Source organism: Sphingomonas sp. GC_Shp_5 (assembly GCF_026540855.1).
GTDB lineage: Bacteria > Pseudomonadota > Alphaproteobacteria > Sphingomonadales > Sphingomonadaceae > Sphingomonas.
In genome coordinates this window covers 330,209-351,495 of sequence record NZ_JALNUP010000001.1, presented here as the reverse complement: position 1 = coordinate 351,495, position 21,287 = coordinate 330,209, and the positions used below count along the sequence as shown (strand labels likewise).

Annotated in this window: 23 protein-coding genes; 7 read left to right on the top strand and 16 right to left on the bottom strand. The window is 69.0% G+C overall.

Going from position 1 to position 21,287, the window contains the following annotated elements:
* The first annotated feature begins 63 nt into the window (after positions 1–63).
* A complete protein-coding gene (gene recG, locus OXR60_RS01675; protein WP_267393386.1) occupies positions 64–2,115 on the top strand; it encodes an ATP-dependent DNA helicase RecG in 2,052 nt (683 codons plus the stop codon).
* A 23-nt stretch (positions 2,116–2,138) separates the two neighbouring features.
* Here recG and OXR60_RS01670 read toward each other — a convergent pair whose 3' ends face one another.
* The 4 genes from OXR60_RS01670 to serS all read right to left on the bottom strand — a co-directional run bounded on the left by OXR60_RS01670 (position 2,139) and on the right by serS (position 6,263).
* Positions 2,139–2,453 carry a PilZ domain-containing protein gene (locus OXR60_RS01670; RefSeq protein ID WP_267393384.1) on the bottom strand — a complete coding sequence of 105 codons (315 nt, stop codon included), beginning with the start codon at positions 2,451–2,453 and terminating at the stop codon, positions 2,139–2,141.
* 70 nt (positions 2,454–2,523) lie between these two features.
* Complete coding sequence (gene tyrS / locus OXR60_RS01665; protein ID WP_267393382.1) at positions 2,524–3,768, bottom strand: tyrosine--tRNA ligase; 1,245 nt, start codon at positions 3,766–3,768, stop codon at positions 2,524–2,526.
* Positions 3,769–3,832: 64 nt separating this feature from the next.
* The gene (locus OXR60_RS01660) at positions 3,833–4,972 is read right to left on the bottom strand and encodes a M23 family metallopeptidase (protein WP_267393379.1); all 1,140 of its coding nucleotides are present in this window, start codon (positions 4,970–4,972) and stop codon (positions 3,833–3,835) included.
* 10 nt (positions 4,973–4,982) lie between these two features.
* The gene (gene serS / locus OXR60_RS01655) at positions 4,983–6,263 is read right to left on the bottom strand and encodes a serine--tRNA ligase (RefSeq protein ID WP_267393378.1); all 1,281 of its coding nucleotides are present in this window, start codon (positions 6,261–6,263) and stop codon (positions 4,983–4,985) included.
* Between the two features lie 99 nt (positions 6,264–6,362).
* Between serS and OXR60_RS01650 the strand changes: the two genes are divergently transcribed.
* Positions 6,363–6,815 (top strand): host attachment family protein, encoded by a 453-nt coding sequence (locus tag OXR60_RS01650; protein WP_267393376.1) that lies wholly within the window; start codon positions 6,363–6,365, stop codon positions 6,813–6,815.
* A 62-nt stretch (positions 6,816–6,877) separates the two neighbouring features.
* Here OXR60_RS01650 and OXR60_RS01645 read toward each other — a convergent pair whose 3' ends face one another.
* Positions 6,878–7,735, bottom strand: coding sequence for a hypothetical protein (locus OXR60_RS01645; RefSeq protein WP_267393603.1), 858 nt, complete (start codon positions 7,733–7,735; stop codon positions 6,878–6,880).
* Between the two features lie 408 nt (positions 7,736–8,143).
* Between OXR60_RS01645 and dksA the strand changes: the two genes are divergently transcribed.
* Together dksA and OXR60_RS01635 are read left to right on the top strand one after the other, a co-directional pair.
* On the top strand, positions 8,144–8,608 hold the full coding sequence (dksA, locus tag OXR60_RS01640) for an RNA polymerase-binding protein DksA (protein ID WP_267393375.1): 465 nt from the start codon (positions 8,144–8,146) through the stop codon (positions 8,606–8,608).
* Positions 8,609–8,739: 131 nt separating this feature from the next.
* Positions 8,740–9,111, top strand: coding sequence for a PilZ domain-containing protein (locus OXR60_RS01635; RefSeq protein WP_267393374.1), 372 nt, complete (start codon positions 8,740–8,742; stop codon positions 9,109–9,111).
* A 175-nt stretch (positions 9,112–9,286) separates the two neighbouring features.
* Here the strand turns inward: OXR60_RS01635 and OXR60_RS01630 are convergent, their stop codons facing one another.
* Positions 9,287–9,442: a DUF465 domain-containing protein gene (locus tag OXR60_RS01630; protein WP_267393373.1), complete on the bottom strand. Its 156-nt coding sequence runs from the start codon at positions 9,440–9,442 to the stop codon at positions 9,287–9,289.
* Positions 9,443–9,622: 180 nt separating this feature from the next.
* Between OXR60_RS01630 and OXR60_RS01625 the strand changes: the two genes are divergently transcribed.
* Together OXR60_RS01625 and OXR60_RS01620 are read left to right on the top strand one after the other, a co-directional pair.
* A complete protein-coding gene (locus tag OXR60_RS01625) occupies positions 9,623–9,826 on the top strand; it encodes a DUF465 domain-containing protein (protein ID WP_267393372.1) in 204 nt (67 codons plus the stop codon).
* 61 nt (positions 9,827–9,887) lie between these two features.
* Positions 9,888–10,373, top strand: coding sequence for a DUF1465 family protein (locus tag OXR60_RS01620; RefSeq protein ID WP_267393370.1), 486 nt, complete (start codon positions 9,888–9,890; stop codon positions 10,371–10,373).
* Here the strand turns inward: OXR60_RS01620 and OXR60_RS01615 are convergent.
* Positions 10,370–11,335 (bottom strand): nitronate monooxygenase family protein, encoded by a 966-nt coding sequence (locus tag OXR60_RS01615; RefSeq protein WP_267393369.1) that lies wholly within the window; start codon positions 11,333–11,335, stop codon positions 10,370–10,372. The two genes, OXR60_RS01620 and OXR60_RS01615, sit on opposite strands and share 4 nt — an antisense overlap.
* A 106-nt stretch (positions 11,336–11,441) precedes the next feature.
* On the opposite strand from OXR60_RS01615, the gene OXR60_RS01610 reads away from it, so the two are divergent.
* Positions 11,442–14,024: a M1 family metallopeptidase gene (locus tag OXR60_RS01610; protein WP_267393367.1), complete on the top strand. Its 2,583-nt coding sequence runs from the start codon at positions 11,442–11,444 to the stop codon at positions 14,022–14,024.
* A 205-nt stretch (positions 14,025–14,229) separates the two neighbouring features.
* On the opposite strand, the gene OXR60_RS01605 is transcribed toward OXR60_RS01610, so the two are convergent.
* The 9 genes from OXR60_RS01605 to OXR60_RS01565 all read right to left on the bottom strand — a co-directional run bounded on the left by OXR60_RS01605 (position 14,230) and on the right by OXR60_RS01565 (position 21,193).
* Complete coding sequence (locus tag OXR60_RS01605) at positions 14,230–14,589, bottom strand: hypothetical protein (protein WP_267393365.1); 360 nt, start codon at positions 14,587–14,589, stop codon at positions 14,230–14,232.
* A gap of 28 nt (positions 14,590–14,617) precedes the next feature.
* A complete protein-coding gene (locus OXR60_RS01600; protein WP_267393362.1) occupies positions 14,618–14,893 on the bottom strand; it encodes a DUF1488 family protein in 276 nt (91 codons plus the stop codon).
* 130 nt (positions 14,894–15,023) lie between these two features.
* Positions 15,024–15,278: a glutathione S-transferase N-terminal domain-containing protein gene (locus OXR60_RS01595; protein WP_267393360.1), complete on the bottom strand. Its 255-nt coding sequence runs from the start codon at positions 15,276–15,278 to the stop codon at positions 15,024–15,026.
* Positions 15,279–15,363: 85 nt separating this feature from the next.
* A complete protein-coding gene (locus tag OXR60_RS01590; RefSeq protein WP_267393358.1) occupies positions 15,364–16,806 on the bottom strand; it encodes a phospholipase D-like domain-containing protein in 1,443 nt (480 codons plus the stop codon).
* A gap of 25 nt (positions 16,807–16,831) precedes the next feature.
* Positions 16,832–17,836, bottom strand: coding sequence for a Gfo/Idh/MocA family oxidoreductase (locus OXR60_RS01585; RefSeq protein WP_267393356.1), 1,005 nt, complete (start codon positions 17,834–17,836; stop codon positions 16,832–16,834).
* Positions 17,833–18,801, bottom strand: coding sequence for a zinc-binding dehydrogenase (locus OXR60_RS01580; protein ID WP_267393354.1), 969 nt, complete (start codon positions 18,799–18,801; stop codon positions 17,833–17,835). Before OXR60_RS01580 ends, OXR60_RS01585 begins: the two co-directional genes overlap by 4 nt.
* Positions 18,802–18,844: 43 nt before the next feature.
* Positions 18,845–19,780, bottom strand: a complete 936-nt coding sequence (locus tag OXR60_RS01575) for a beta-xylosidase (RefSeq protein ID WP_267393353.1) — start codon at positions 19,778–19,780, stop codon at positions 18,845–18,847.
* A 4-nt stretch (positions 19,781–19,784) separates the two neighbouring features.
* Positions 19,785–20,600: a TIGR04290 family methyltransferase gene (locus OXR60_RS01570; RefSeq protein WP_267393352.1), complete on the bottom strand. Its 816-nt coding sequence runs from the start codon at positions 20,598–20,600 to the stop codon at positions 19,785–19,787.
* Positions 20,597–21,193 (bottom strand): histidine phosphatase family protein, encoded by a 597-nt coding sequence (locus OXR60_RS01565; RefSeq protein WP_267393350.1) that lies wholly within the window; start codon positions 21,191–21,193, stop codon positions 20,597–20,599. Before OXR60_RS01565 ends, OXR60_RS01570 begins: the two co-directional genes overlap by 4 nt.
* Between the last annotated feature and the right edge of the window lie 94 nt (positions 21,194–21,287).

Genomic DNA, 21,287 nt, shown 5'->3' with positions numbered 1-21,287 from the left:
GAGCCGAGACGCGAGCTTTCGCTGGCATGACCGGTGAGGGCTGGGTAGTCGCGTCATGTAGTCATGCGCCCCGACATCCTCAATCCGCTGTTCGCCGAAGTTACCGCCCTCAAGGGGGTCGGGCCCGCGCTCGCCAAGCCGCTCGACCGGCTGGGACTGAAACGCGTGGTCGACGTCGCCTTCCATCTGCCGACCGGCTGGGTCGATCGGTGGCCGCGCGAGGAACTCGACGCAAGCGACGTCGGACGGATCATCGCCATCACCCTGACGCCCACCGATTACCGCGTCAGCAGCGGCCGCGGCCCGACCCGGGTCACCGCTAGCGATGCCAAGGGCAACACCGTCAGCCTGGTCTATTTCGGCGGGTCGTCGGGCTGGGTGAAGAAGCTGCTGCCGGTCGGCGAGCCGCGCCGCGTCTCGGGCAAGCTCGAGCAATATGGCGAGACGTTGCAGATCATCCATCCGGATCTCGGCGACCCGGGCGAGGAGTTTCGCGAGCGCGAGCCGATCTATCCGCTGTCGGAAGGGCTCACCTCGCGCCGGCTCGGGGCGCTGGCGACGCAATCGGTCGATCGCGCGCCCGTGCTGGGCGAATGGATCGAACCAAGCCTCAAGAGCCAGCGCGGCTGGCCGGACTGGCGCGACGCGCTCGCCCGTTTCCACGCCGATCCCGCCGACAAGCTCGCGCATGAGCGGCTCGCCTATGACGAGGTGTTCGCCAACCAGCTGGCGATGACCCTGGTTCGCGCCGACACCCGAAAGCGACGGGGCAGGGCGCTCGCCGGCGACGGGCGGCTGCGCGACCTGCTCCGCCTGCCGTACCAGCTCACCGGCGCTCAGGCCCGCACGGTGCGCGAGATCGAGGGCGACCTGGCCCAGACCGCGCCGATGCTCCGCTTGCTCCAGGGTGACGTCGGCTCGGGCAAGACGCTGGTCGCGGCGATGGCGATGCTGATCGCAGTCGAGGCCGGCGCCCAGGCGGCGATGCTCGCCCCCACCGAGATCCTCGCCCGCCAGCATTACGAGACGCTGCGCAAGCAGCTCGCCGGTCTGCCGATCACGATCGGCGTGCTCACCGGGCGCGACAAGGGCCGGGTGCGCGAGGCGACGCTGATGGGGCTGGCCGCGGGCGAGATCGACATCCTCGTCGGCACCCACGCGATCTTCCAGGAGGCGGTCGGCTACAAGGACCTGGGCCTGGTGGTGGTCGACGAGCAGCACCGCTTCGGCGTCGCCCAGCGGATGGAGCTGCAGGCCAAGGGCAAGACCCCGCCGCACCTGCTGGCGATGACGGCGACGCCGATCCCGCGCACGCTGACGCTGGCTCAATATGGCGAGATGGACGTCAGCCGGCTTGACGAGATGCCCCCCGGTCGCGAGCCGATCGAGACCCGCGTCGTCTCCGAGGAGCGGCTCGACGAGGTGATCAACGCGATCGGCCGCCACATGGCCGATGGCGGCCAGGCCTATTGGGTGTGCCCCTTGGTCGAGGAGAGCGAGAAGAGCGACCTGGCCGCCGCCGAAATGCGTGCCGAGATGCTCCAGCAGCGGTTTGGTGACCGCATCGGCGTCGTCCATGGCCGGATGAAGCCCGCCGAGAAGGACGCGGTGATGGAGGCGTTCGCGGGCAACCGGCTGAGCGTGCTAGTCGCCACCACGGTGATCGAGGTCGGGGTCGACGTCCCCAATGCGACGCTGATCGTGATCGAGCATGCCGACCGGTTCGGCCTCGCCCAGCTTCACCAGCTGCGCGGCCGGGTCGGCCGCGGCGGGGGGCTGTCGCGCTGCCTGCTGCTGCGCGGCAACGCGCTCAGCGAAACCTCGCGCGCGCGCCTCGCCCTGATGCGCGAGAGCAACGACGGCTTCCGCATTGCCGAGGAGGATCTCAGGCTGCGCGGCGCTGGCGACATGCTCGGCACCCGCCAGTCGGGCGATCTCGCCTTCCGGCTGGCGACGCCCGAGATGCTCGCCGATCTGCTGCAATGCGCGCAGGACGATGCCCGGCTGCTGATCGATCGCGATGGCGGGCTCGAAGGGCCAAGGGGCCAGGCGGCCCGCACCGCGCTCTATCTGTTCGAGCGCGACGCCGGGGTGGCGCTGCTGCGCTCTGGCTGATGGTCGAGCCGGTGAGGGACGGGCTAGCCGCGCATCAGCGCCAACACGCTATGGTACAAGGCAGGCGGGATCGCGCGCGAAAGCTGGCAGCCCGCCCGCCCGCCGAGTGCCCAGCGCACCACGGCGTCCATCTGGCCGGCGACCGGCAACTGCACCTTGATCGTCTCGCCGACCGCGATGTCCGTGTCGCTGCGGATCATCAGCCCGTTGGCGGACAGGTTGACCACCGTCACCGGCAGCGATCGCCGATCGGCGCGGAGGGCTCGGGTGCGGTAATGAACTTCATCGCGCGGCTCTGCGCGGACTTCGCTGAACTCGTTCAACACGCCACTGGACACGCTGCACTCCTTCGGCCCGTCGTCGGAAGGCCGTCGAGTCTGCTGGTACATCCATCTGGTTTACAGAGGCTTACGCTCCGACGAGCAAGCCGTGATGCTTCTTGCCGGCGGATATCCGCACAGGGCTCGCCGCCACCGCGATCGTCGCTGCCTCGTCGCTGACCTTCTCGCCGTCCACCCGTGCGCCGCCGCCCGCGATCAGCCGTCGCGCCTCGCCGCGCGACGCGCAGAAGCCCAGCCCGATCAGCGCCTCGACGATGCCGATGGTGCCGCCGGCAACCGCAAAGCTCGGCAGCGAATCACCGGCGCTGCCTTCCTCGAAGGTCCGCCGCGCCGTCTCCGCTGCCTGGCTTGCCGCATCGCGGCCGCGGCACATCGCCGTTGCCTCATTGGCGAGGATCTTCTTGGCCTCGTTGATCCCGGCGCCCTCCAGCGCCTCCAGCCGTGCGATCTCGCCGAGCGGCAGGTCGGTGAACAGGCGCAGGAAGCGACCGACGTCGCGATCGTCGGTGTTGCGCCAGAACTGCCAGTAATCGAAGTGCGGCAGCTGGTCTTCGTGCAGCCACACCGCGCCGGCCATGGTCTTGCCCATCTTGGCGCCGTCGGCGGTGGTGATCAGCGGCGTGGTGACGCCATAGACCTCGGTCTGGTCCATCCGCCGGGCAAGCTCGATGCCGTTGACGATATTGCCCCATTGGTCCGATCCGCCCATCTGCAGGCGGCAGCCGGCGCGGCGCGACAGCTCCAGGAAGTCATAGGCCTGGAGGATCATGTAGTTGAATTCGAGGAAGGAGAGCGACTGCTCGCGATCGAGCCTGAGCTTGACCGAATCGAAGCTCAGCATGCGGTTGACCGAGAAATGCTGGCCGACGTCGCGCAGGAACGGGATATATTCGAGCGCGTCGAGCCATTCGGCATTGTCGAGCATCACCGCGTCGGTGGGGCCGCCCATCTCGCCCTCAGGCGCGAAGGTGAGGAAGCGCTCGAAGATGCGCTTGATCGAGGCGACATTGGCCTTGATCCCGTCCTCGCCGAGCAGCTTGCGCGCCTCGTCCTTGAACGAGGGGTCGCCGATCTTGCCGGTGCCGCCGCCCATCAGCACGATCGGCTTGTGGCCGGCCTGCTGGAGCCGGCGCAGCAGCATGATCTGGACGAGGCTGCCGACGTGGAGCGACGGCGCGGTCGGATCGAAGCCGATATAGCCCGGCACCACCTGGCGCGCGGCGAGCGCATCGAGCGCCGCGGCATCGGTCACCTGGTGGATATAGCCGCGCGTGGCGAGGGTGCGGAGCAGGTCGGACTGGTAATCGGTCATGATGGCCGCGCCTTACACCGCCGCATGGAGACCGTCACCCCGGACGTGCTCCGGGTAGGACCGCCTATCGCCGCGCCAGCACCGTCTGCGGGTCCACCGGCGTGCGCCCGCGGCGCAATTCGAAATGCACCTCGGGCCGGTCCGCCGATCCGGTGTCGCCCGACAGGCCGATCGTCTGGCCACGCTTCACGCTCTGCCCGCGCTGGACCAGCAGTTTCGAGGCATGGCCGTAGACGCTGGTCCAGCCGCCGCCATGCTTGATGATGATCAGCCCGCCAAGCGCCGCGATCCCCGTACCGGCATAGGCGACCACGCCATCCTGGGTGGCGTGGATCGGGGAGCCAGCTGCAATGGCGATCTTGATCCCGTCGTTGCGCTCGCCGCTGCGCCCGGGGCCGAACCGCCGCACCACCTCGCCGTCGACCGGCCACAGGAAGGCGCCGCCGGGCAGCCGCGCCGGAGCCGCGACCACCGCGGTCGGGGGCAGCACCCGGCGCGGCGTCGTCACCCGCCTGGCGGGGGCCTGGCGTGGTGCCGGCGCCGGTTCGCCGCCGGTGATGATGTCGTCGATGTCGAGCGTGAAGGCGGCGGCGCGCTCGGCACGGCTCGGCGCGGCGGCGTTGTCGCCGGGGATCAGCACGCGCTGCCCGGCCCGCAGCACATAGGGTTCAGCGAGCTGGTTGGCGGCGACGATCCGCGACCATTCGACGCCATAGGCGCGGGCGATGGCGATGCCGCTCTCGCCCTGGCGGACGAGATGATAGCGGCCGGCGGGGATCGTCAGCCGCTGGCCGAGCTTGACCGTGTACGGCGCCGGCAACCCGTTGGCGCGCGCGATCGCCTCCGCCGCCGCGCCGGTCCGGTCCGCAATCCGCCCCAGCGAATCGCCTGGCTGGACGACATAGCTTCCGGCCGAAACCGCCCGCGCATCCGGCGCCACCGGGCGCGCTTCCCATGCTGGCCTCGCGGTGGCGGGCATCGACACGTCGGCATCGGCACGCGGGCGGCCCTGCTCGCGCGGCGGGGGCCGCTGCTCGTCGAGCGGCCGGCGCCAGCGCGGTGGCGGGGACGCCCGCGGCGGCTGGTCGGGACGCGCCTCATAGGACGGCGGCGGCGGCGTCGCGGTGCCGGGCGCATCGACGCTCGGGATACACCCGGCCAGCGTCGCCGCCATCAGCCCTGTGGTTGCCGCCAGCCGCCGCATCGCCGCCGTCTTACCGGCTGGGATCGAGCCGGGCGAGCCCGCCGAGATAGGGCTGCAGCGCGCGGGGCACCGCCACCGATCCGTCCTCCTGCTGGTAATTCTCCAGCACCGCCACCAGCGTGCGGCCCACCGCCAGTCCCGAGCCGTTAAGCGTATGGACGAAGCGCGTCGCCTTCTCGCCCTCGGGCCGATAGCGGGTGTTCATCCGCCGCGCCTGGAAGTCGGTGCAGGTGGAGCAGCTCGAGATCTCGCGATAGCGCGCCTGGCCCGGCAGCCACACCTCGAGATCATAGGTCCGCGCCGCGGCGAAGCCCATGTCGCCCGCGCACAGCAGCATCCGCCGATAGGGCAGCTCGAGCGCCTCGAGCAGCCCTTCCGCGCAGCGCGTCATCCGCTCATGCTCGGCGTCCGAGGCCTCGGGGGTGACGATCGACACCATCTCGACCTTGTCGAACTGGTGCTGGCGGATGTAGCCGCGGGTATCGCGCCCGGCAGCGCCTGCCTCGGAGCGGAAGCAGGGGGTGAGCGCGGCGAAGCGCAGCGGCAGCTCGCCTTCCTTGAGGATCTTCTCACGGACGATGTTGGTCAGCGACACCTCGGCGGTCGGGATCAGCCAGCGGCCGTCGGTGGTGCGGAACAGATCCTCGGCGAACTTGGGCAACTGCCCGGTGCCGAACATTGCCTCGTCGCGCACCATCAGCGGCGGCGCGACCTCCTCATAGCCATGCTCGCGGGTCAGCGAATCGAGCATGAACTGGCCGAGTGCGCGCTGGAGCCGCGCCGCGGGGCCGCGCACCAGCGTGAAGCGGGCGCCGGCGATCGCCGCGCCGGTCTCGAAATCGAGCCCCAGCGCCGGGCCGATCAGATCGTGCTCGCGTGCCGCAAAGCCGAGCGCGGTCGGGGTGCCGTGCTCGCCCACCAGCACATTGTCATGCTCGTCGGCGCCCTCGGGCACGTTCGCAGCGGGGCGGTTGGGCAGCGCCGCCAGCGCCGCATCGAGCGCCTCGCCCGCGTTCTTTTCCTCGGTTTCGAGCCCCGGGAGCGCCTCTTTGAGCGCCGCAACCTCGGCCATCAGCGCCTGCGCGCGCGCCTCGTCCTTCGCCGCCTTCGCCTGGCCGATGCTCTTCGACAGCTCGTTGCGCCGCGCCTGTGCTTCCTGTGCGGCGAGGATGGTCGCGCGGCGACGGTCGTCGATGGCGAGCAGCGCCTCCGCCTGAGGGGCGGCGCCACGCCGGGCGAGGGCGGCATCGAAGGCGGCGGGATCGTCGCGGAGGGCGCGGATATCGTGCATCGCCGGGCTATGGCGGCGCCGGCAACCCGGCGCAAGCCGGCAACCAGCAGCGGCACCCCGCGTTAACCCCCTGGACCGATAACGATCAGGAGACCGACGATGCAGGTACCGCACAATGCGTTCGTGCTGGTGGCCGATGGCCGCAAGATGCTGTTCTTCCGCAACGAGGGCGATGCCGATTATCCTAATCTCAAGGTCGAGCTCGCCGAGGAACAGGCAGATGCCGCCGATCGCGATCAGAAGACCGACGCCGCCGGCTCGGCATCATCGCTCCGCGGTGGCCAGTTCGCCTCGGGCGGCGGCTCGCTCGGCGAGACCGACTTCCACCAGCAGGAGGAGGATCGCTTCGCCGCCGAGACCGCGGCGATGCTCAAGCGCCGCGCGCTCGCCCATGAGTTCGAGACGCTGATCATCGTCGCCCCGCCCAAGACGCTGGGCGAGCTGCGCAAGCATTATCACAAGGAAGTCAGCGACCGACTCGCCGGCGAGCTCGCCAAGGATCTCACCGGCCATCCGGTCGATGAGATCGAGAAGGCGCTTGCCGCCGCCTGATCACCGCCGTCACCCCGGCACGCGGCCGGGGCGACGGGATCGGGACCGTGGAACGGCGGCGGTCAGGCCGCCGCCGGCTTCGCGAACCGCTTGCGTGCCACCAGCGCGGCCGCAGCGGCACCGAACAGCAGCACCATCGGCGGCGCCGGCACTGGTGCGGGTGGGCCTTCCGGCGAACCGGGCGGGCCGGGGGGCGGGCCACCATGATGGCCGCTCGAGGTCCAGCCGCCATTCGACGACCAGCCGCCGCTGGTGCTCCAGCCCTTGCTGCTTGAACCATAGCTCGACGAACTGGTCGACGAGGAGTTGGACGACGATCCGCTGGTGCTGGTCGACGTCGATGTTGAGGTCGAGCCGCTGGTGCTCGACGAGGTCGACGAGCCGCCGTTGGACGTCGAGGTCGAAGACCCGCCGTTCGAGGTCGACGTCGAAGACCCGCCATTGGACGTCGAGGTGGACGATCCCCCGTTGGAGGTCGACGACCCACCATTCGAGGTCGACGTGGAGCCGCCGCTGCTGGTCGACGAGATAACGATGCTGCCGCTAGACCCCGAGCTGCCGCCGCCGAAGAATCCGCCGCCGAAGCCGCCGCCGAACCCGCCACCAAAGCCGCCGCTGCCGCCGACCACCACCGGCACGCCGCCGCCACCGCCACTGACGAAGCCTTCTGCCGCGGGAAGGGGCACGGGTGCCGCCTGGCTGGCGACGGTGATCACCGAGGGCGCGCAGGTCGTGGTCGTGGTCGTCACGACTCGCCGCTTCACCCCGCCGCGATGGACTGCCGCCACCTTGCGTTGGACCACCCGCTTCTTGATCTGCTTGGTCATGATCGGGCGGCTGGGTCGCTCGGCGACATGCACCGCACCGCCACCGATGAGGGCGCCGCCGCACGCGCAGGCGCACAATTTAGCCAGGGCCATCCTCACAGACATGCTGTCTCTCTTTCGCTGCTGGCGCTCCCCCCGTCGATGTTTCGACCGGAGCCACGCGAGATCTTGCTATGCCACCAAGTGCAAAACAAACGATTAAGCGCAAGACCATTAACCGTGATACCGGCCGAAGCGTCCGCTTTTCTCACCATGCCTTCAGTCACCGCGCAGTTAACGTGTCATGATGGGACAGAAGTGGACCGAGCTATTAACCGTTTGGTCCACGCAGGGCGCAAATGATCGCACACGTGCCGTAAAGCCACAGCTCGCAACAAACGTTCGCGGTTCGCGAAAAAAGCACAGGTCTGATCGCTTGTCGTTTCGAATAAGCATGATTATAGGCGCTCACACCATTTTGGGGGCGGCCCCGAGGCACTATGGGGCCGAAGGGAGAGTGGTATGGCAACGGTAATTAATCGCGTACCTGACACGACGTTCACGTCTTTTGCGGCCAATGACGCCGCCACGGGCTATCGGCCTTCCGCGGAGGAGCCGTTCATGAGCCTTCGCCAGCAGGCCTATTTCCGCACCAAGCTGCTGCGCTGGAAGGATGCGATCCTGCTCGACGCAGCAGGCACGCTCAGCCAGCTGCAGATCGATTCGCTGCGCGAGGCCGATCTCACCGATCGCGCGTCGAGCGAGACCGATTGGTCGATCGAGCTGCGCACCCGCGATCGTCAGCGTAAGCTGGTGTCCAAGATCGATGCGGCGATCCGCCGCATCGACGAGGGCGAATATGGCTATTGCGAGGTGACCGGCGAGCCGATCAGCCTCGGTCGCCTCGAAGCCCGGCCGATCGCGACCATGACCGTCGAGGCGCAGGAGCGTCACGAGCGCAACGAGAAGGTGTCGCGCGAGGATTGAGCGGCGCCGCACGGCGATGCTTGGCTGGACGCCCCTGCTTGGGTTAAGGGCTTGGTTGGTTTAAGGGTTTGGCGAGGCTTTGCGGTTACGCGAAGCGCTCTCCTTCAGCTTGCAACGCGAGACATTGACGCATGGACAGCTTCAGCCGCGATCCCGTACCCGCCGAGGGCGGCACGCGCGGCGCGAGCCAGCGATCGCGGGGGCGCGACAGCCTGTTCCTGATGGCGCGGCTGCGCTTCGCCGACGAGCAGGAGGGACGCGACGTGCGCGTGCGCAACCTGTCGGAAGGCGGGCTGATGGCCGAATGCACGCGGGTGGCGGATGCCGGCACGCCGGTGATGCTCGAGGTACGAGGCATCGGCGAGGTCAGTGGCAAGATCGCCTGGTGCACCGAAGGCCGCATCGGCATCGCGCTCGATACGCCGATCGACCCCAAGAAGGCGCGCAAGCCGGTGGGGGCCGGCACCACGACGCCGGACTATGCCAAACCGATCGGCCGCTAGGTCAAAGGCGGCTCGGCGGTGCCATGCGCCGTCATCCTGAACGCGGGTCAGGGTCTGTCGCCGGTGGTCAGCTGATCGCGGCAGCTGTGTTGAAGAAGCGGCGCGCGACGGCTGGGCATCCAGCACGGCGCAAAGGGTAAAGCCCCTCCGCGATCGGGAGGGGCTCCGCCAGGGCTTAAAGGCCGCTCAGCTCTTCCTTGAGCTTGAGCTTCTGGCGCTTGAGACCGGTCAGGATGGTCGCGTCGGGCATCGGGCGGTGGACCTCGTCGGCGATGCGGCGATCGAGCGTCGCGTGCTTGGTTTCCAGGGCCTGCTGATGCGTCGTCTGCATGGTGGTGTACCTCCTGATGCATTCGGTTGGGGGACTGAGTAAACCAACGAAGCGCGCAAAAGTCGTCAGCAAAGATGGTTTACCGCGACCAACCGTAGCTGTTTTTGCGATGATCGGCATAGCGCTTGGTGACGGCCGCGAAGCTGGCTAGGAGCGGGGAGCGGATGGGGCCGACGGGGGATGCTGGTGGACGAAGCGCAGATCATGATGGCGCTCGAACGGCTGAGGGTGGAGCATCGCGATCTCGATTCGGCGATCGGCGCGCTCGCGCTCTCCGGCAGCCCCGATCAGTTGCAGCTCGCGCGGTTCAAGAAGCGCAAGCTGCGGCTGCGCGACGAGATTGCCACGCTTGAGGATCAGTTGATCCCGGACATCATCGCATGACCGTGCGGCGGCCCCGCGGTCCCTCTGGGCAGCCGCAGCCGGCTGTGTCACCGTCGCGGTCATGACCGGCAGCAGCGATTCGCGGCTCCACCGCCGCCTGATCGATTCCCTGTATACCGAGGCGATGCTGCTCGCCGACGAAGCGCGCGGCTATTTCGACGAGGCCGGCCGTGCCGAGCGCGAGACGCTCGACCCGCTGATCCGCGTCGGCTTCTCCTGCGAATCGCTCAAGGTGACGACGCGGCTGATGCACGTCATCGCCTGGCTGCTCACCCAGCGCGCGATCGATGCCGGCGAGCTCACCGCGGGCGCCGCGCTCGATCCCTCGCGCCGTCTCGGCGTGTCGCCGCTGGTCGACAGCGAGCTGCTCCGCGGCCTGCCGCCCCGCGCAGCGCTGCTGGTCGCTTCCAGCGCCGATCTCCACCGCCGCGTCAGCCTGCTCGATGCGGCCCAGGGCATGCCTGCGGGCGTGGCACTAAGCCCGGTCCACCAGCTTCGCGATCGCATCGCCCACGCGTCTGATCGCCTCGCACCAGGCCGGCGTTAGACGGCCAGCCGCGCCCTCGCCGCGGCATATTGCGCCGCCAGCCGCTCGACCCGCTCGGCGACGCTCTCGACCCGGTCGACTGCGCCGATGCCCTGGCCCGACCCCCAGATGTCGCGCCACGCCTTGGCCTTGCTGCCGTCATTGCCGCCGGCGCCGAAGTTCATCGTCTTGAGATCGCCCTCGGGCAGCGCGTCCGGGTCGAGGCCCGCCGCGACGATCGAGGCGCGCAGGTAATTGCCGTGCACCCCGGTGAACAGGTTCGAATAGACGATGTCGGCGGCCTTGCCGGCAACGATCCCGTCCTTGTACTCAGCGGTGGCATTGGCCTCGGCGGTGGCGATGAACGGCGAGCCGATATAGGCGAAGTCCGCGCCCATCGCCTGCGCCGCGAGCACCGCATCGCCGGTCGCGATCGCGCCCGACAGCGCCAGCGGGCCGGCGAACCACTGCCGGATCTCCTGGACGATCGCGAACGGCGACAGCCGCCCGGCATGGCCACCGGCCCCCGCGGCCACCGCGATCAGCCCGTCGGCGCCTTTCTCGATCGCCTTGCGCGCGAAGCGGTCGTCGATCACGTCGTGGAGCGTGATCCCGCCCCAGCCATGGACCGCGGTGTTGAGATCCTCGCGCGCCCCCAATGAGGTGATCACGATCGGCACCTGCCATTTGGCGCAGGTGGCAAGGTCCGCCTCGAGCCGGTCGTTGGACTTGTGGACGATCTGGTTGACCGCGAACGGCGCCGCCGGCGCGTCCGGGTGATCGCGGTTGTGCGCCGCCAGTTCCTCGGTGATGCGGTGCAGCCATTCGTCGAGCAGGCTCTGCGGCCGCGCGTTGAGCGCGGGAAACGAGCCGACGATCCCCGCCTTGCACTGCGCGATAACCAGCTCGGGGCCGGAAATGATGAACAGCGGCGAGCCGATCACGGGCAGCCGCAGGCGGTTGAATATCGGTGGCATCCTCATGGTGGCATTTCCTAGCGCAACCCGCCCGCCTGTCCAGCAAGCCGCGGTTGCGGCTGGCGATCAATGGCGTAAGGGCTGACCCAATCTCACTTGGAGCGCCGCCCCCATGAAGCTTGCCGTTGCCGCCGTTCTTGCCCTCACCGTATCCGCGCCCGCGCTCGCCGCCGGCAGCCTGCCGACCAATGTGGCGCCGGTGCTCTACGACATCGCCGTCACCCCCGATGCCAAGGCGATGACCTTCTCGGGCACCGAGACGGTGACGATCGACGTCAAACAGGCGACCCGCACCATCACGCTCAACGCCGCCGATCTCGTGATCACCAAGGCGACGCTCGACGGCACGCCGGTCAAGACCCAGCTCGACAAGGAGCACCAGCTGCTCACCCTGACGCTGCCCGCCGCGGCGAGCGTCGGCCGCCACCAGGTCGCCTTCGCCTGGACCGGCACGATCAACCAGTCCGCCGCCGGCCTGTTCGCGATCGACTATACAAATGGCGACGGCTCCAAGGCGCGGATGCTCGCCACCCAGTTCGAGGCACCCGATGCGCGCCGTTTCGCGCCGATGTGGGACGAGCCGGCGTTCAAGGCCAAGTTCCGCCTCAAGACCGTGGCGCCCGCCGGCCAGCTCGCCTTCTCCAACATGCCGTCGACCTCGATCACTCGCCAGGCCGATGGTAGCCAGCTCTACAGCTTTGCCGAGACCCCGGTGATGTCGAGCTACCTGCTCTACCTCGGCATGGGCGATCTCGAGCGCAAGACGGTGCAGACCGGCAAGGTCGAGATCGGCGTGATCACCCGCCGCGGCGTGTCCGACCAGGGCGATTACGCGCTTGCCCAGGCCAAGCGGCTGCTAAGCTATTACAACGATTACTTCGGCACGCCTTATCCGTTGCCCAAGATGGACATGATCGCCGGCCCGGGCTCGAGCCAGTTCTTCGGCGCGATGGAGAATTGGGGCGCGATCTTCTATTTCGAGAACGAGCTGCTGTTCGATCCCAAGCGCACCACCGAGAGCGGCCGCCAGCGGATCTTCACCGTCGTCGCGCATGAGATGGCGCACCAGTGGTTCGGCGATCTGGTCACGATGAACTGGTGGGACGATCTGTGGCTCAACGAGGGTTTCGCCTCGTGGATGGAGGGCCGCTCGTCCAACGATCTCAACCCGACCTGGAAGGCGGACGCCGCCGCGGTGGCGAGCGAGCGCGAGCAGGCGATGGGGATCGACGCGACCAGCGCCACCCACCCGATCATCCGCAAGATCGAGACGGTGGACCAGATCGGCGAGGCGTTCGACGGCATCACCTATGCCAAGGGCCAGGCCGTGATCGGCATGATGGAATCGACGCTCGGCCCGGACACCTTCCGCACCGGCATCCGCCACTACATGGCCAAGTACAAATACGGCAACACCGTCACCGACCAGCTCTGGGCCGAGCTGTCGGCCGCGGCCGGCACCCCGGTGGAGACGATCGCGCACGATTTCACCCTGCAGGGCGGCGTGCCGCTGGTGACGCTGACTGGCACCCGCTGCGCCAACGGCAGCACCGTGGCGACGCTGGCACAGGGCCGGTTCGGGCTCGATGCTGCATCCAAGACGCCGCAAACCTGGCACGTGCCGATGGTGGTCGCCACCCTCGGCGGCGGCGAGACGCGCAGCGTGGTCACCGGTCCCACCACCAGCGTCACAGTCCAGGGCTGCGGCACGATCGTGCTCAACCGCGGCAAGGGCAGCTACACCCGCGTCATGTATGACGAGGCCGGCCACCAGGCGCTGGTCCGTGATTACACGCGGCTGACGCTGCCCGACCGGCTCGGCACGCTCGGCGACGATTATGCGCTGGCCGCGGGCGGTTACCAGGATCTGTCGCGCTACTTCGCGCTGGTCGCGCAGATCGGCGCCACCGCCGATCCGCTCGAATGGTCCACCGTCACCGGCGATCTCGGCTCGCTCGGGGGCCTCTATCGCCACACCCCGCTTGAGACCCCGCTGCGCCAGCGCACCGCGGCGCTGCTCGGGCCGGTGCTGCGCCGCATCGGCATGGAAGCGACCCCGGGCGAATCGCCGTTGGTCACCAACCTGCGCGAAGAGTTGCTCGGCCGGCTTGGCAGCGATGGCAACCCCGAGGTGATAACGCTCGCCCGTCGTTACGTCGCGCGGCTCGCCACCGATCCCACCGCGATCCCGCCGACCATTCGCGCGCCGATCCTCTCCACCTTCGCCGCCAATGCGACGCCAGCGGAATGGGATCAGTTACTGAAACTCACCCAGGCGGAGACCAGCCCGGTCGCCAAGAACCGCTTCGTGTCGCTGCTCGGCGCCGCGCGCGACGACGCCACCGCCGGCCGCGCACTGGCATTGCTCAAGACCGACAGCATCACCGCACCGCAAAAGGCCGCGCTGCTGCGCGCAGTCGCCGGCTCGCACCCGGATCTCGCCTTCGACTGGGCGGTCGCCAACCGCACGCTGGCGGAGGGCTTCATCGAGGAAAGCTCGCGCCCGGGCTATATCGTCGGCCTCGGCGCCGGCTCGAACGATCCCGCCATGCCCGGCAAGATCACCGCCTTTGCCGACAAATATCTGCCTGCCTCGTCGCGCGGCGGCGCCAAGCGCGCGCTGTCGCAGATCGCGGTGCGCAAGGCGACCGCGGACCGGCTACGGCCGGCGGTGCAGGCGTGGCTGGCGAAGTAAGCCGAGGGCGCCGGTGCCGCCACAAGGGTCATCCCAGCGACAGCTGGGATGACGTGCGGCAAGCCCGGGACCGTTCGCGCGAGACTCCAGCGTGCGCTGCAGTGACGGCCGAGAACCGATAACCATTGAAAGCGGTGTTGCGCGGCGGCGATTTGTGCCGCCAGTCCGCAGCACCCGGCCTTGACCGAGACGGACGGCCGGTCGCCTAACGGGCGGGGCGCGCCTGGCTAACCTGGGCGACGCCATCGTCACCCAGCGCCACCAGCCAGACGGCCCCGTCCGCGCATCGCGCCGACCAGGCGGCCTGGCCCTTCGCCGCGTCTTCGCGGCGGCTGTCGACGATCGACTGGCAGTCGTGGCCGGCGTCGGCGATCGCGCGGAACAGCACGCCGCGGCGCTGCCCCTCCAGCAGCGCCGTCACCGTCTCGACATAATGGCTGGCGGCGGGGCTGGCGGCCGGTGCGACGGTCGCGTCCGGGGCCGGTTTCCCGCACCCTGCCAGCGTCAGTGCCGCGACCAGCATCGCGCCGGATCCACTCACCGTCTTCACCGTCTTCGCCATCATCGTCCGTCTCCGTCGTCAGCGTGTCCGCTTATTCGAGGTCGCTCTCGCTGATCACCACCAGGCTCTGGTCGTTGTTGCGGGCGAGGGCGGCGAGGCCTGCCTCGGCGATCGCGTCGGAGAAGCGGTTGAACATGTCGACTGCGTCGTCATCCTCGGGCGCATCGCCGCTCAGCGCTTCGAGCACATCATATTGCACCGCGAACTGATACTCCTCGGCGTCGACCTCGCCGGCGAATTCTACCTGTCGTTCGTTGACGTTGTCGAGGATGCTTGCAGTGTCGATATCGAGCCGGTCAGCAGCCATGCGTGTTCTCCGTGGTTCATCGGCGGCGGTGTCGCCGCAGTGGCAGGCATAGCGCCGGAAGGCGCCAGGATGTTCCCCATGGCGGCAAGATGCCGCCCGTACAATCGGCCGCCGCCATGACGGCGCCGGTTCAATCCGCCCTGGCGACCAGATAGCGCTCCAGATCGTCGCTGCCGCCGATCGCCTCGCCGTCGATCACGATCAACGGCGTCGTCGCCAGGCCGTGCTCGGCTTTGAACGCGTCGACCTCGTCGCGCGAGCCGAGGATCCGGTCGTCCACCGCATAGCCTTGTCCCTCGAGCATCTGCTTGGCGCGGACGCCAAACGGGCAGACGTGCTCGGGCAGGACCATGCGGTAGAGCGTCGCGCTGGGTTGGTCGGCCATGATGAAAGTCCTTCGGGATCAGGTAAATAGGGCGAGCTGCTACAGCGCTGGAGGGGCGGGAGCGTTCCGTCCCCGCCCGTCGCGATCAACCCCGCCGGCGCAGTCGGCCGCGAAACAGCCCGCGCGCCGACACCGCTTCGAACATCTCGTCGGGGCCCTCGGGATCGAGCACCTCATGGTCGGCAAGCCATTTCTCCACCGCCGGCAGGTCGGGCACCTCATAGGGCACCAGCGTTCGCCCGGGGCCGCGCAACTGCTCGATCGTCTCGATCAGCGATCCGGTGCGCTCGATCAGCGCGGTCACCCGCGCCGGCGGCACGTCGAGATGCTCGGCGATCAGATCGTCGCGAACCCCGGTGATCGCCTGTTCCAGCCCCGCGCCGGGGTGCCGTGCGGCATCGACCAGCACGTCGCACTCGGTATCGAGCCGCATCGAGCGATTGTTGATGTTGGCCGATCCGATCCGCAGCTGCCGGTCGTCGACCACGGTGATCTTGGCATGGACGTAGATCGGCGCGCCGCCGCGGGTGAACGGATGGTAGAGGCGCAGCCGGCCATAGGTGTCGCGCCGGCGCAGTGTTTCCATCAGCCGCGCCCGCGCCGTGTCCATCGCCAGCGGCTCCAGCCAGCCTTGCGCCGACTGCGGGTTGACGATGACGATTTCGGGGCCGTCCGGATCACCGAGCCGCGCGGCGATCGCCTCGGCGATCCGGCGCGAGGCGAAATACTGGCTCTCGCAATAGAGATGCCGCTGCGCCGAGGCGATCTGGTCGACGAACAGCGCCTCGATCTCGGTGATCGCGTCGGTATCGTCCATCGGCGGCTGGCTGCGCGCGATCGCTACCTCGAGATCGGTGAAGGTCGGCGCCAGCCCCTGCGGCCAGCAGTCGCCGGCGTCGGTGACGGGGGCCAGCGTCTCGCCCGCGGCGATCTGCCAGCGCTGGCGGCACAGCTCGCCGAGCGCCACCGCCGCCCGGCCGGTGAGCGCGGTGGTGGCGTCGTGCCACGGCTTGTACGGCTTGCCGTTCGGCCGCTTGCGTCCAGGATCGTCGTCGCGGTGCGCGCGCGTGTCCCAGCGCTCGCTGGTCATGTCGATGCCGCCGCAGAAGGCGAGGCAGTCGTCGATCGAGACGATCTTCTGGTGGTGCGACGAGCCGAGCGGATGATGGCCGTCGAGCTTGAGGTGGATGCGCGGGTGGCGCAGCCACTTCAGCAGCGTGAACGGCGTCGAGCCGCGAAACATCGATTTCACCGCGCCCACGTCCCAGCGCAGCAGGTAGAGGTCGAGCTCGGGGTTGCGCTCGACCAGCCAGTAGAGGAACTCGCCGATCCGGCGCGGCCCCTCGTTGCAGCCCTCGCTGCCGCACAGGTCGATCCGCGCGTCGAAATCCCAGCCGATCAGCATGATCCGCCGCTTGGCGCGCAGCAGCGCCTCGCGTGCCACGGCAAAATAACGATCGGCGTCGACGATCACGGCGAGGCGCTCGGCGGGTTCGATCCGCCAGCAATTGCGTCCGGGTTCCAGCATCGGCCCCGTCGTAGCGCCGGTTGCGTTAACGTCCATAGATGCGGTCGAGCACCGTGGCGCTTTGTGCGAACTGGTCGGCGGCGGGATCGAAGCGCCCGTCGCGCGCGAGCTGCTCGGCCCAGGCCGCGGCCGATCGGGCGCCCCAGGCATCGGGCGGGCCGGCGAGCAGGGTGGTGCCGGTACCGGTGAAATGTTCGGCGGTAAAATCGTAGAAGGAGCCGGCCACGTTGCGCAGCGCAGCGCCGCCATGGGTGCCGTAGAACGCTGCCTCGATCACCGCCTCGCGCCCGGCATGGAGGTTCCACGAACAGGCAAGGCGGATGTCGACGCCGCCGGCAGTAAAGCGCGCGGTGGCATAATCCTCCACTTGGCCTGGCCCCAGCGGCTTGCCGCCGGCGAGCAGCGTCGCCTGGACGTCGTCGACCGCGGGGAAGCCTAGCGTCCAAAGCGCAAGGTCGACGAGATGGACGCCAAGGTCGATCACGCAGCCGCCGCCCGACTGAGCGGGATCGAAGAACCACGGCTTGCCGGGCCCATAGGCGTTGTGAAAGGTCAGATCGATCGCGAACAGCGCGCCGAGCGTGCCGTCCTGCACCAGCGGCGCGATGCGCTGCATTCCCTCAGTGTGCCGGTAGGACAGGTCCACCCCGAGCAGGCGGTCGGCCGCGTGCGCGGCGTCGATCACCGCCTGGGTCTCGGCGCCCGATCGGCCGAGCGGCTTCTGGCAGAACACTGCGGCGCCGGCTTGCAGTGCCTGGATCGACTGGTCGGCATGGAGCGCGCTCGGCGTGGCGATCACCACCGCATCCACGCCGCCCGCGAGCATCGCCTCGAGCGAGTCGACCACGGCGGCGCCGGGCGCCAGCGCCGTTGCCTCGGCGAGGCAATCGGCGGAAGGATCGCAGATCGCCACCGCCTCGATGCCGCCGGTCTCGATCATCGCTGCCATCCGGTGGCGGCCGATCCAGCCGGTGCCGAGAAAGCCGACCCGCGGCCTGGTCACGCCGTCATGTCCAGCTGAGGTGCTCATGCGAGGTCGATCAGCGCCTTGACGAAGCCCTGCGGCTTGTCGCGCGTCGCGTCGAGCGCCTCGGCCAGCCGGTCGAGCGGATAATGGTGCGAATAGAGCGGTGCGGGATCGAGCCGGCCGTTCGCGACCGCGTCGATCGCCTCGGTCAGCCCCTGCATCTGCACCTTGGGGTCGCGCTCATGCGCGTTGACCACGTCGATGCCCTTCCAGTTCCACTCCTGCATGTTGACCTGGCGCGGCCCGTCCTGGTGATAGCCCGCGACCACTAGCTTGCCCCCGAAGCCGACCAGCGCGGTGGCAAGGTCGAGCGGCCATTGCTTGCCCACCGCCTCGATCACCCGCTCGCACATCGCCTCGCCGGTCAGCTGCTTGACGGCATCGATGATCGCCCAGTGATCGTGCATCGGCACCGTTGCCGCGGCGCCATAGTGGGTGGCAAGGTCGAGGCTCTCCTGCCGCCTGGAGATCGCGATCACCCGCGCGCCGGCATCGCTCGCGAGCTTGGTCAGCACCGCGCCGAGAAAGCCGATGCCGATGATCGCCACCGTCTGGCCGGCGCGGATGTCGGCGCGGCGGAAAATGTTGAACGCGCACCCCAGCGGCTCGCCGGGGAAGGGCTGGCCGTCGAGCGCGGCGGGGAGGGGGGCGACCATATCGGCCTTGGCGATGTCGTAGCCGGCAAAGCTGTTGCCCGACAGCGCCGCGACCCTGGTGCCGATCGCGGCCGGATCGACGCCGTCGCCGACCGCGTCGATCACGCCCCAGCCTTCATGCCCCATGCCGCCCGGCTGCCCCGGGAAGGTCGACCACGGCTGGCCCTCGTACGGCTCGACGTTGGACGCACACACCCCGCAGCCCTCCAGCCGGATCCGCACCTCGCCCGCCCCGGGCGAGGGCAGCGGCGCTACCTCGATGGCGATGGTCCGCGGGGCCGCGAGCACCGCAGCGGTCATATGGTCGGTCAATCGTACACCCTTCAACGCAGGAACAGCCGGTTCATCCAGAAGATCAGGCCGACGCCGCCACCGGCTCGGCCGTCTCGACGCTCACGCCCGCGGGCGCATAGCGCTCGATCATCCACTGGCAGAAATCGGCGAATTGCTGCGGGTCGCGCGCGGCGCTGGTGTGATGCGGCTGGATGCCGAGATGCTCGGGCGTGAAGCAGAAGGTGACGGTGACGTCAAAATCGGCGAGCGCCGCCATCTGCCGGTCGAACCAGTCGATCGCGTCGGGGCGGAAGCTGTCGGCCCAGCTGAGCCCGGTGCGCAGCTTGCGGGTGCCGAGCCGCTTCATCCACGTCACCGCATCGTCGAGCCGCGGGTCCTGGTAATGGAACCATTGCATCAGCCCCATCCGGTCGGCGACCTTGGCGTAATCGTCGAGGCTGGGTTTCGGCGTGCCGTCCTCGCGGATCAGCCCCATGTAGAAATGCCGGTAATAGCTCGACCCTTCCGCCTCGCGGTGGCGCGTGGTCGCGCCCCAGGCGTGGGGCAGGTCGTACAGCGAATACCAGAACACCCGCGGCACCCGGCCGAGCAGCAGCTCGGCGGTCTTGGCGACGCCGAATTGCTGCACTTCCTCGGCGCCGAACGAGCCGACGCCGACCTCGGTCGCCCAGATCTCCTTATCGGGCACCACCGCCTCGATCTCGGCGATCTTGTCGGGCCAGGCGTGGATCGGCCACAGGTTCCAGTCGAGCGGGAAGCCGTGCACCGCGACCACGTCGACCGCGTCGAGCACGCCGAGGCTGCGCATCCGCTCAACCCACGCCGGGTCGATCGGCGACATGCCGCCGAGCACGCGCTTGACCGCGGGATTGGCCGCCTGGATCGCGGTGCCGGCGCGGATCACCGTGTCCGCGAACAACGTCCAGTCGGGGTCGACCTCGGGATCCCAATGCGACTTGTTGTTGGGCTCGTTCCAGATCATCGCGGCTTCGATCAACGCTTCATTCCCCCTTGTTCGGGCCCGCTGCCGGGTAGACGGCATGCGGCCCATAATCGTCATAAGGCACCGGCGCGACCTGGCACAGATAGACCTCGCTCTCGGGCTGCGCCTCGATCGTGAAGCCTGCCGCGCGCAGCATCGCCTGGCTCGCCGCCGCGTTCGGCGCCCACCAGTTGGTCCAGTCGTGCGCGAACTCGCGCTCGATGAAATGCATCTTGGGATAGCCCGGCTCGTCGAAGAACGCCGGCGGCTGGTGCGTGCCCGGCATGTGGAAGGGGTGATCGTCCGGCACCGGATACACCTCCTTCGATCCCTGCTGCATGGTCTGGAACAGCAGCAGGTCGCCCGCGACATGCTCGCGGATCAGGTCCAGTGCCAGCAACGGATGGCGCAGGTGGTAGAGCACGCCCATGAAGATCACGAGGTCGAACTTTTCGCCGAGCGCGGCGACGTCGTAGACCGAAAGGTTGCGGAACTCGATGCCGTCGAACCCCAGCGCCTCGGTGGCGAGCCGCGCCTGCGCCAGATAGCGCTCGTCGCTGTCGACCCCCACCACCCGCGCCGCGCCGCGCCGCTTCATCTCCACCGAATAGAAGCCGGCGTTGCAGCCGATGTCGAGCACGGTCTTGCCGGTGAGATCCGCCGGGATCGCCTCGGCGAAGCGCTTGAACTTGAAGCTCGGATAATCGCCGAGGAAATGCTCGGGCGCGGTGGTCAGGCCGTCGCCGAGATCGATGTTGTGAAACCACGGGGCGAGCGCCTCGACGCGGGCTCGCAGGCTGCCGGGGGCGCGATCGGTATCCTCGCGTGCGCTCATGCCATTACCTCGTTGATGGAGTGGATCTGGTGGCCCCAGTCGCCGACGCTGACGCGGCTGACCGAGGCGGGATCGATGTCGAAGCGCAGCGCCTGGTCGAGCGGCAGGCCGAGATACCCCGCCAGCACGGCGCGGATCACGTCGCAATGGCTGACCAGCGCCACCGCCTCGCCGTCGTGGCGCGCCGCGACCGCGGCAGCGAACCCGGTCGCGCGCGCCTGCGCCTCGGCCATGGTCTCGCCGCCCGGCACCCGCGCCGAGCCGCGCTCGCCATTCCAGCGCGTCCATTGCGGGTCGCCGTCGAGCTCGGCGAAGCGGCGCCCGGTCCAGGTGCCGAAATCGATCTCGTCGAGCGCGGGGGCGACGCTCGGCGCCAGCCCGCGATCCGCCGCCAGCGCCGCGGCTGTTTCGCCGGCACGCTGCACCGGGCTGGTGTGGATCGCGGCAAACCGCCGCCCGGCGAGGTGCCGCGCCAAGGCCGCGGCCTGCGCCCGGCCATCGTCGCTGAGGCTGACGCCCGGCATTCGCCCGGACAGCGTCTGGCCGAGATGGCCATGCGCCGCGTGGCGGATGAAGTAGAGCGTCGCCGTCACGTTGATCCCCCGCAGGCTTCCGGAATCGCCCCTGCGACGATCGTTACGGCGGCCAAACCATTCATGCAGCTTCTAAGTTCCTTGCGCCCGGGAA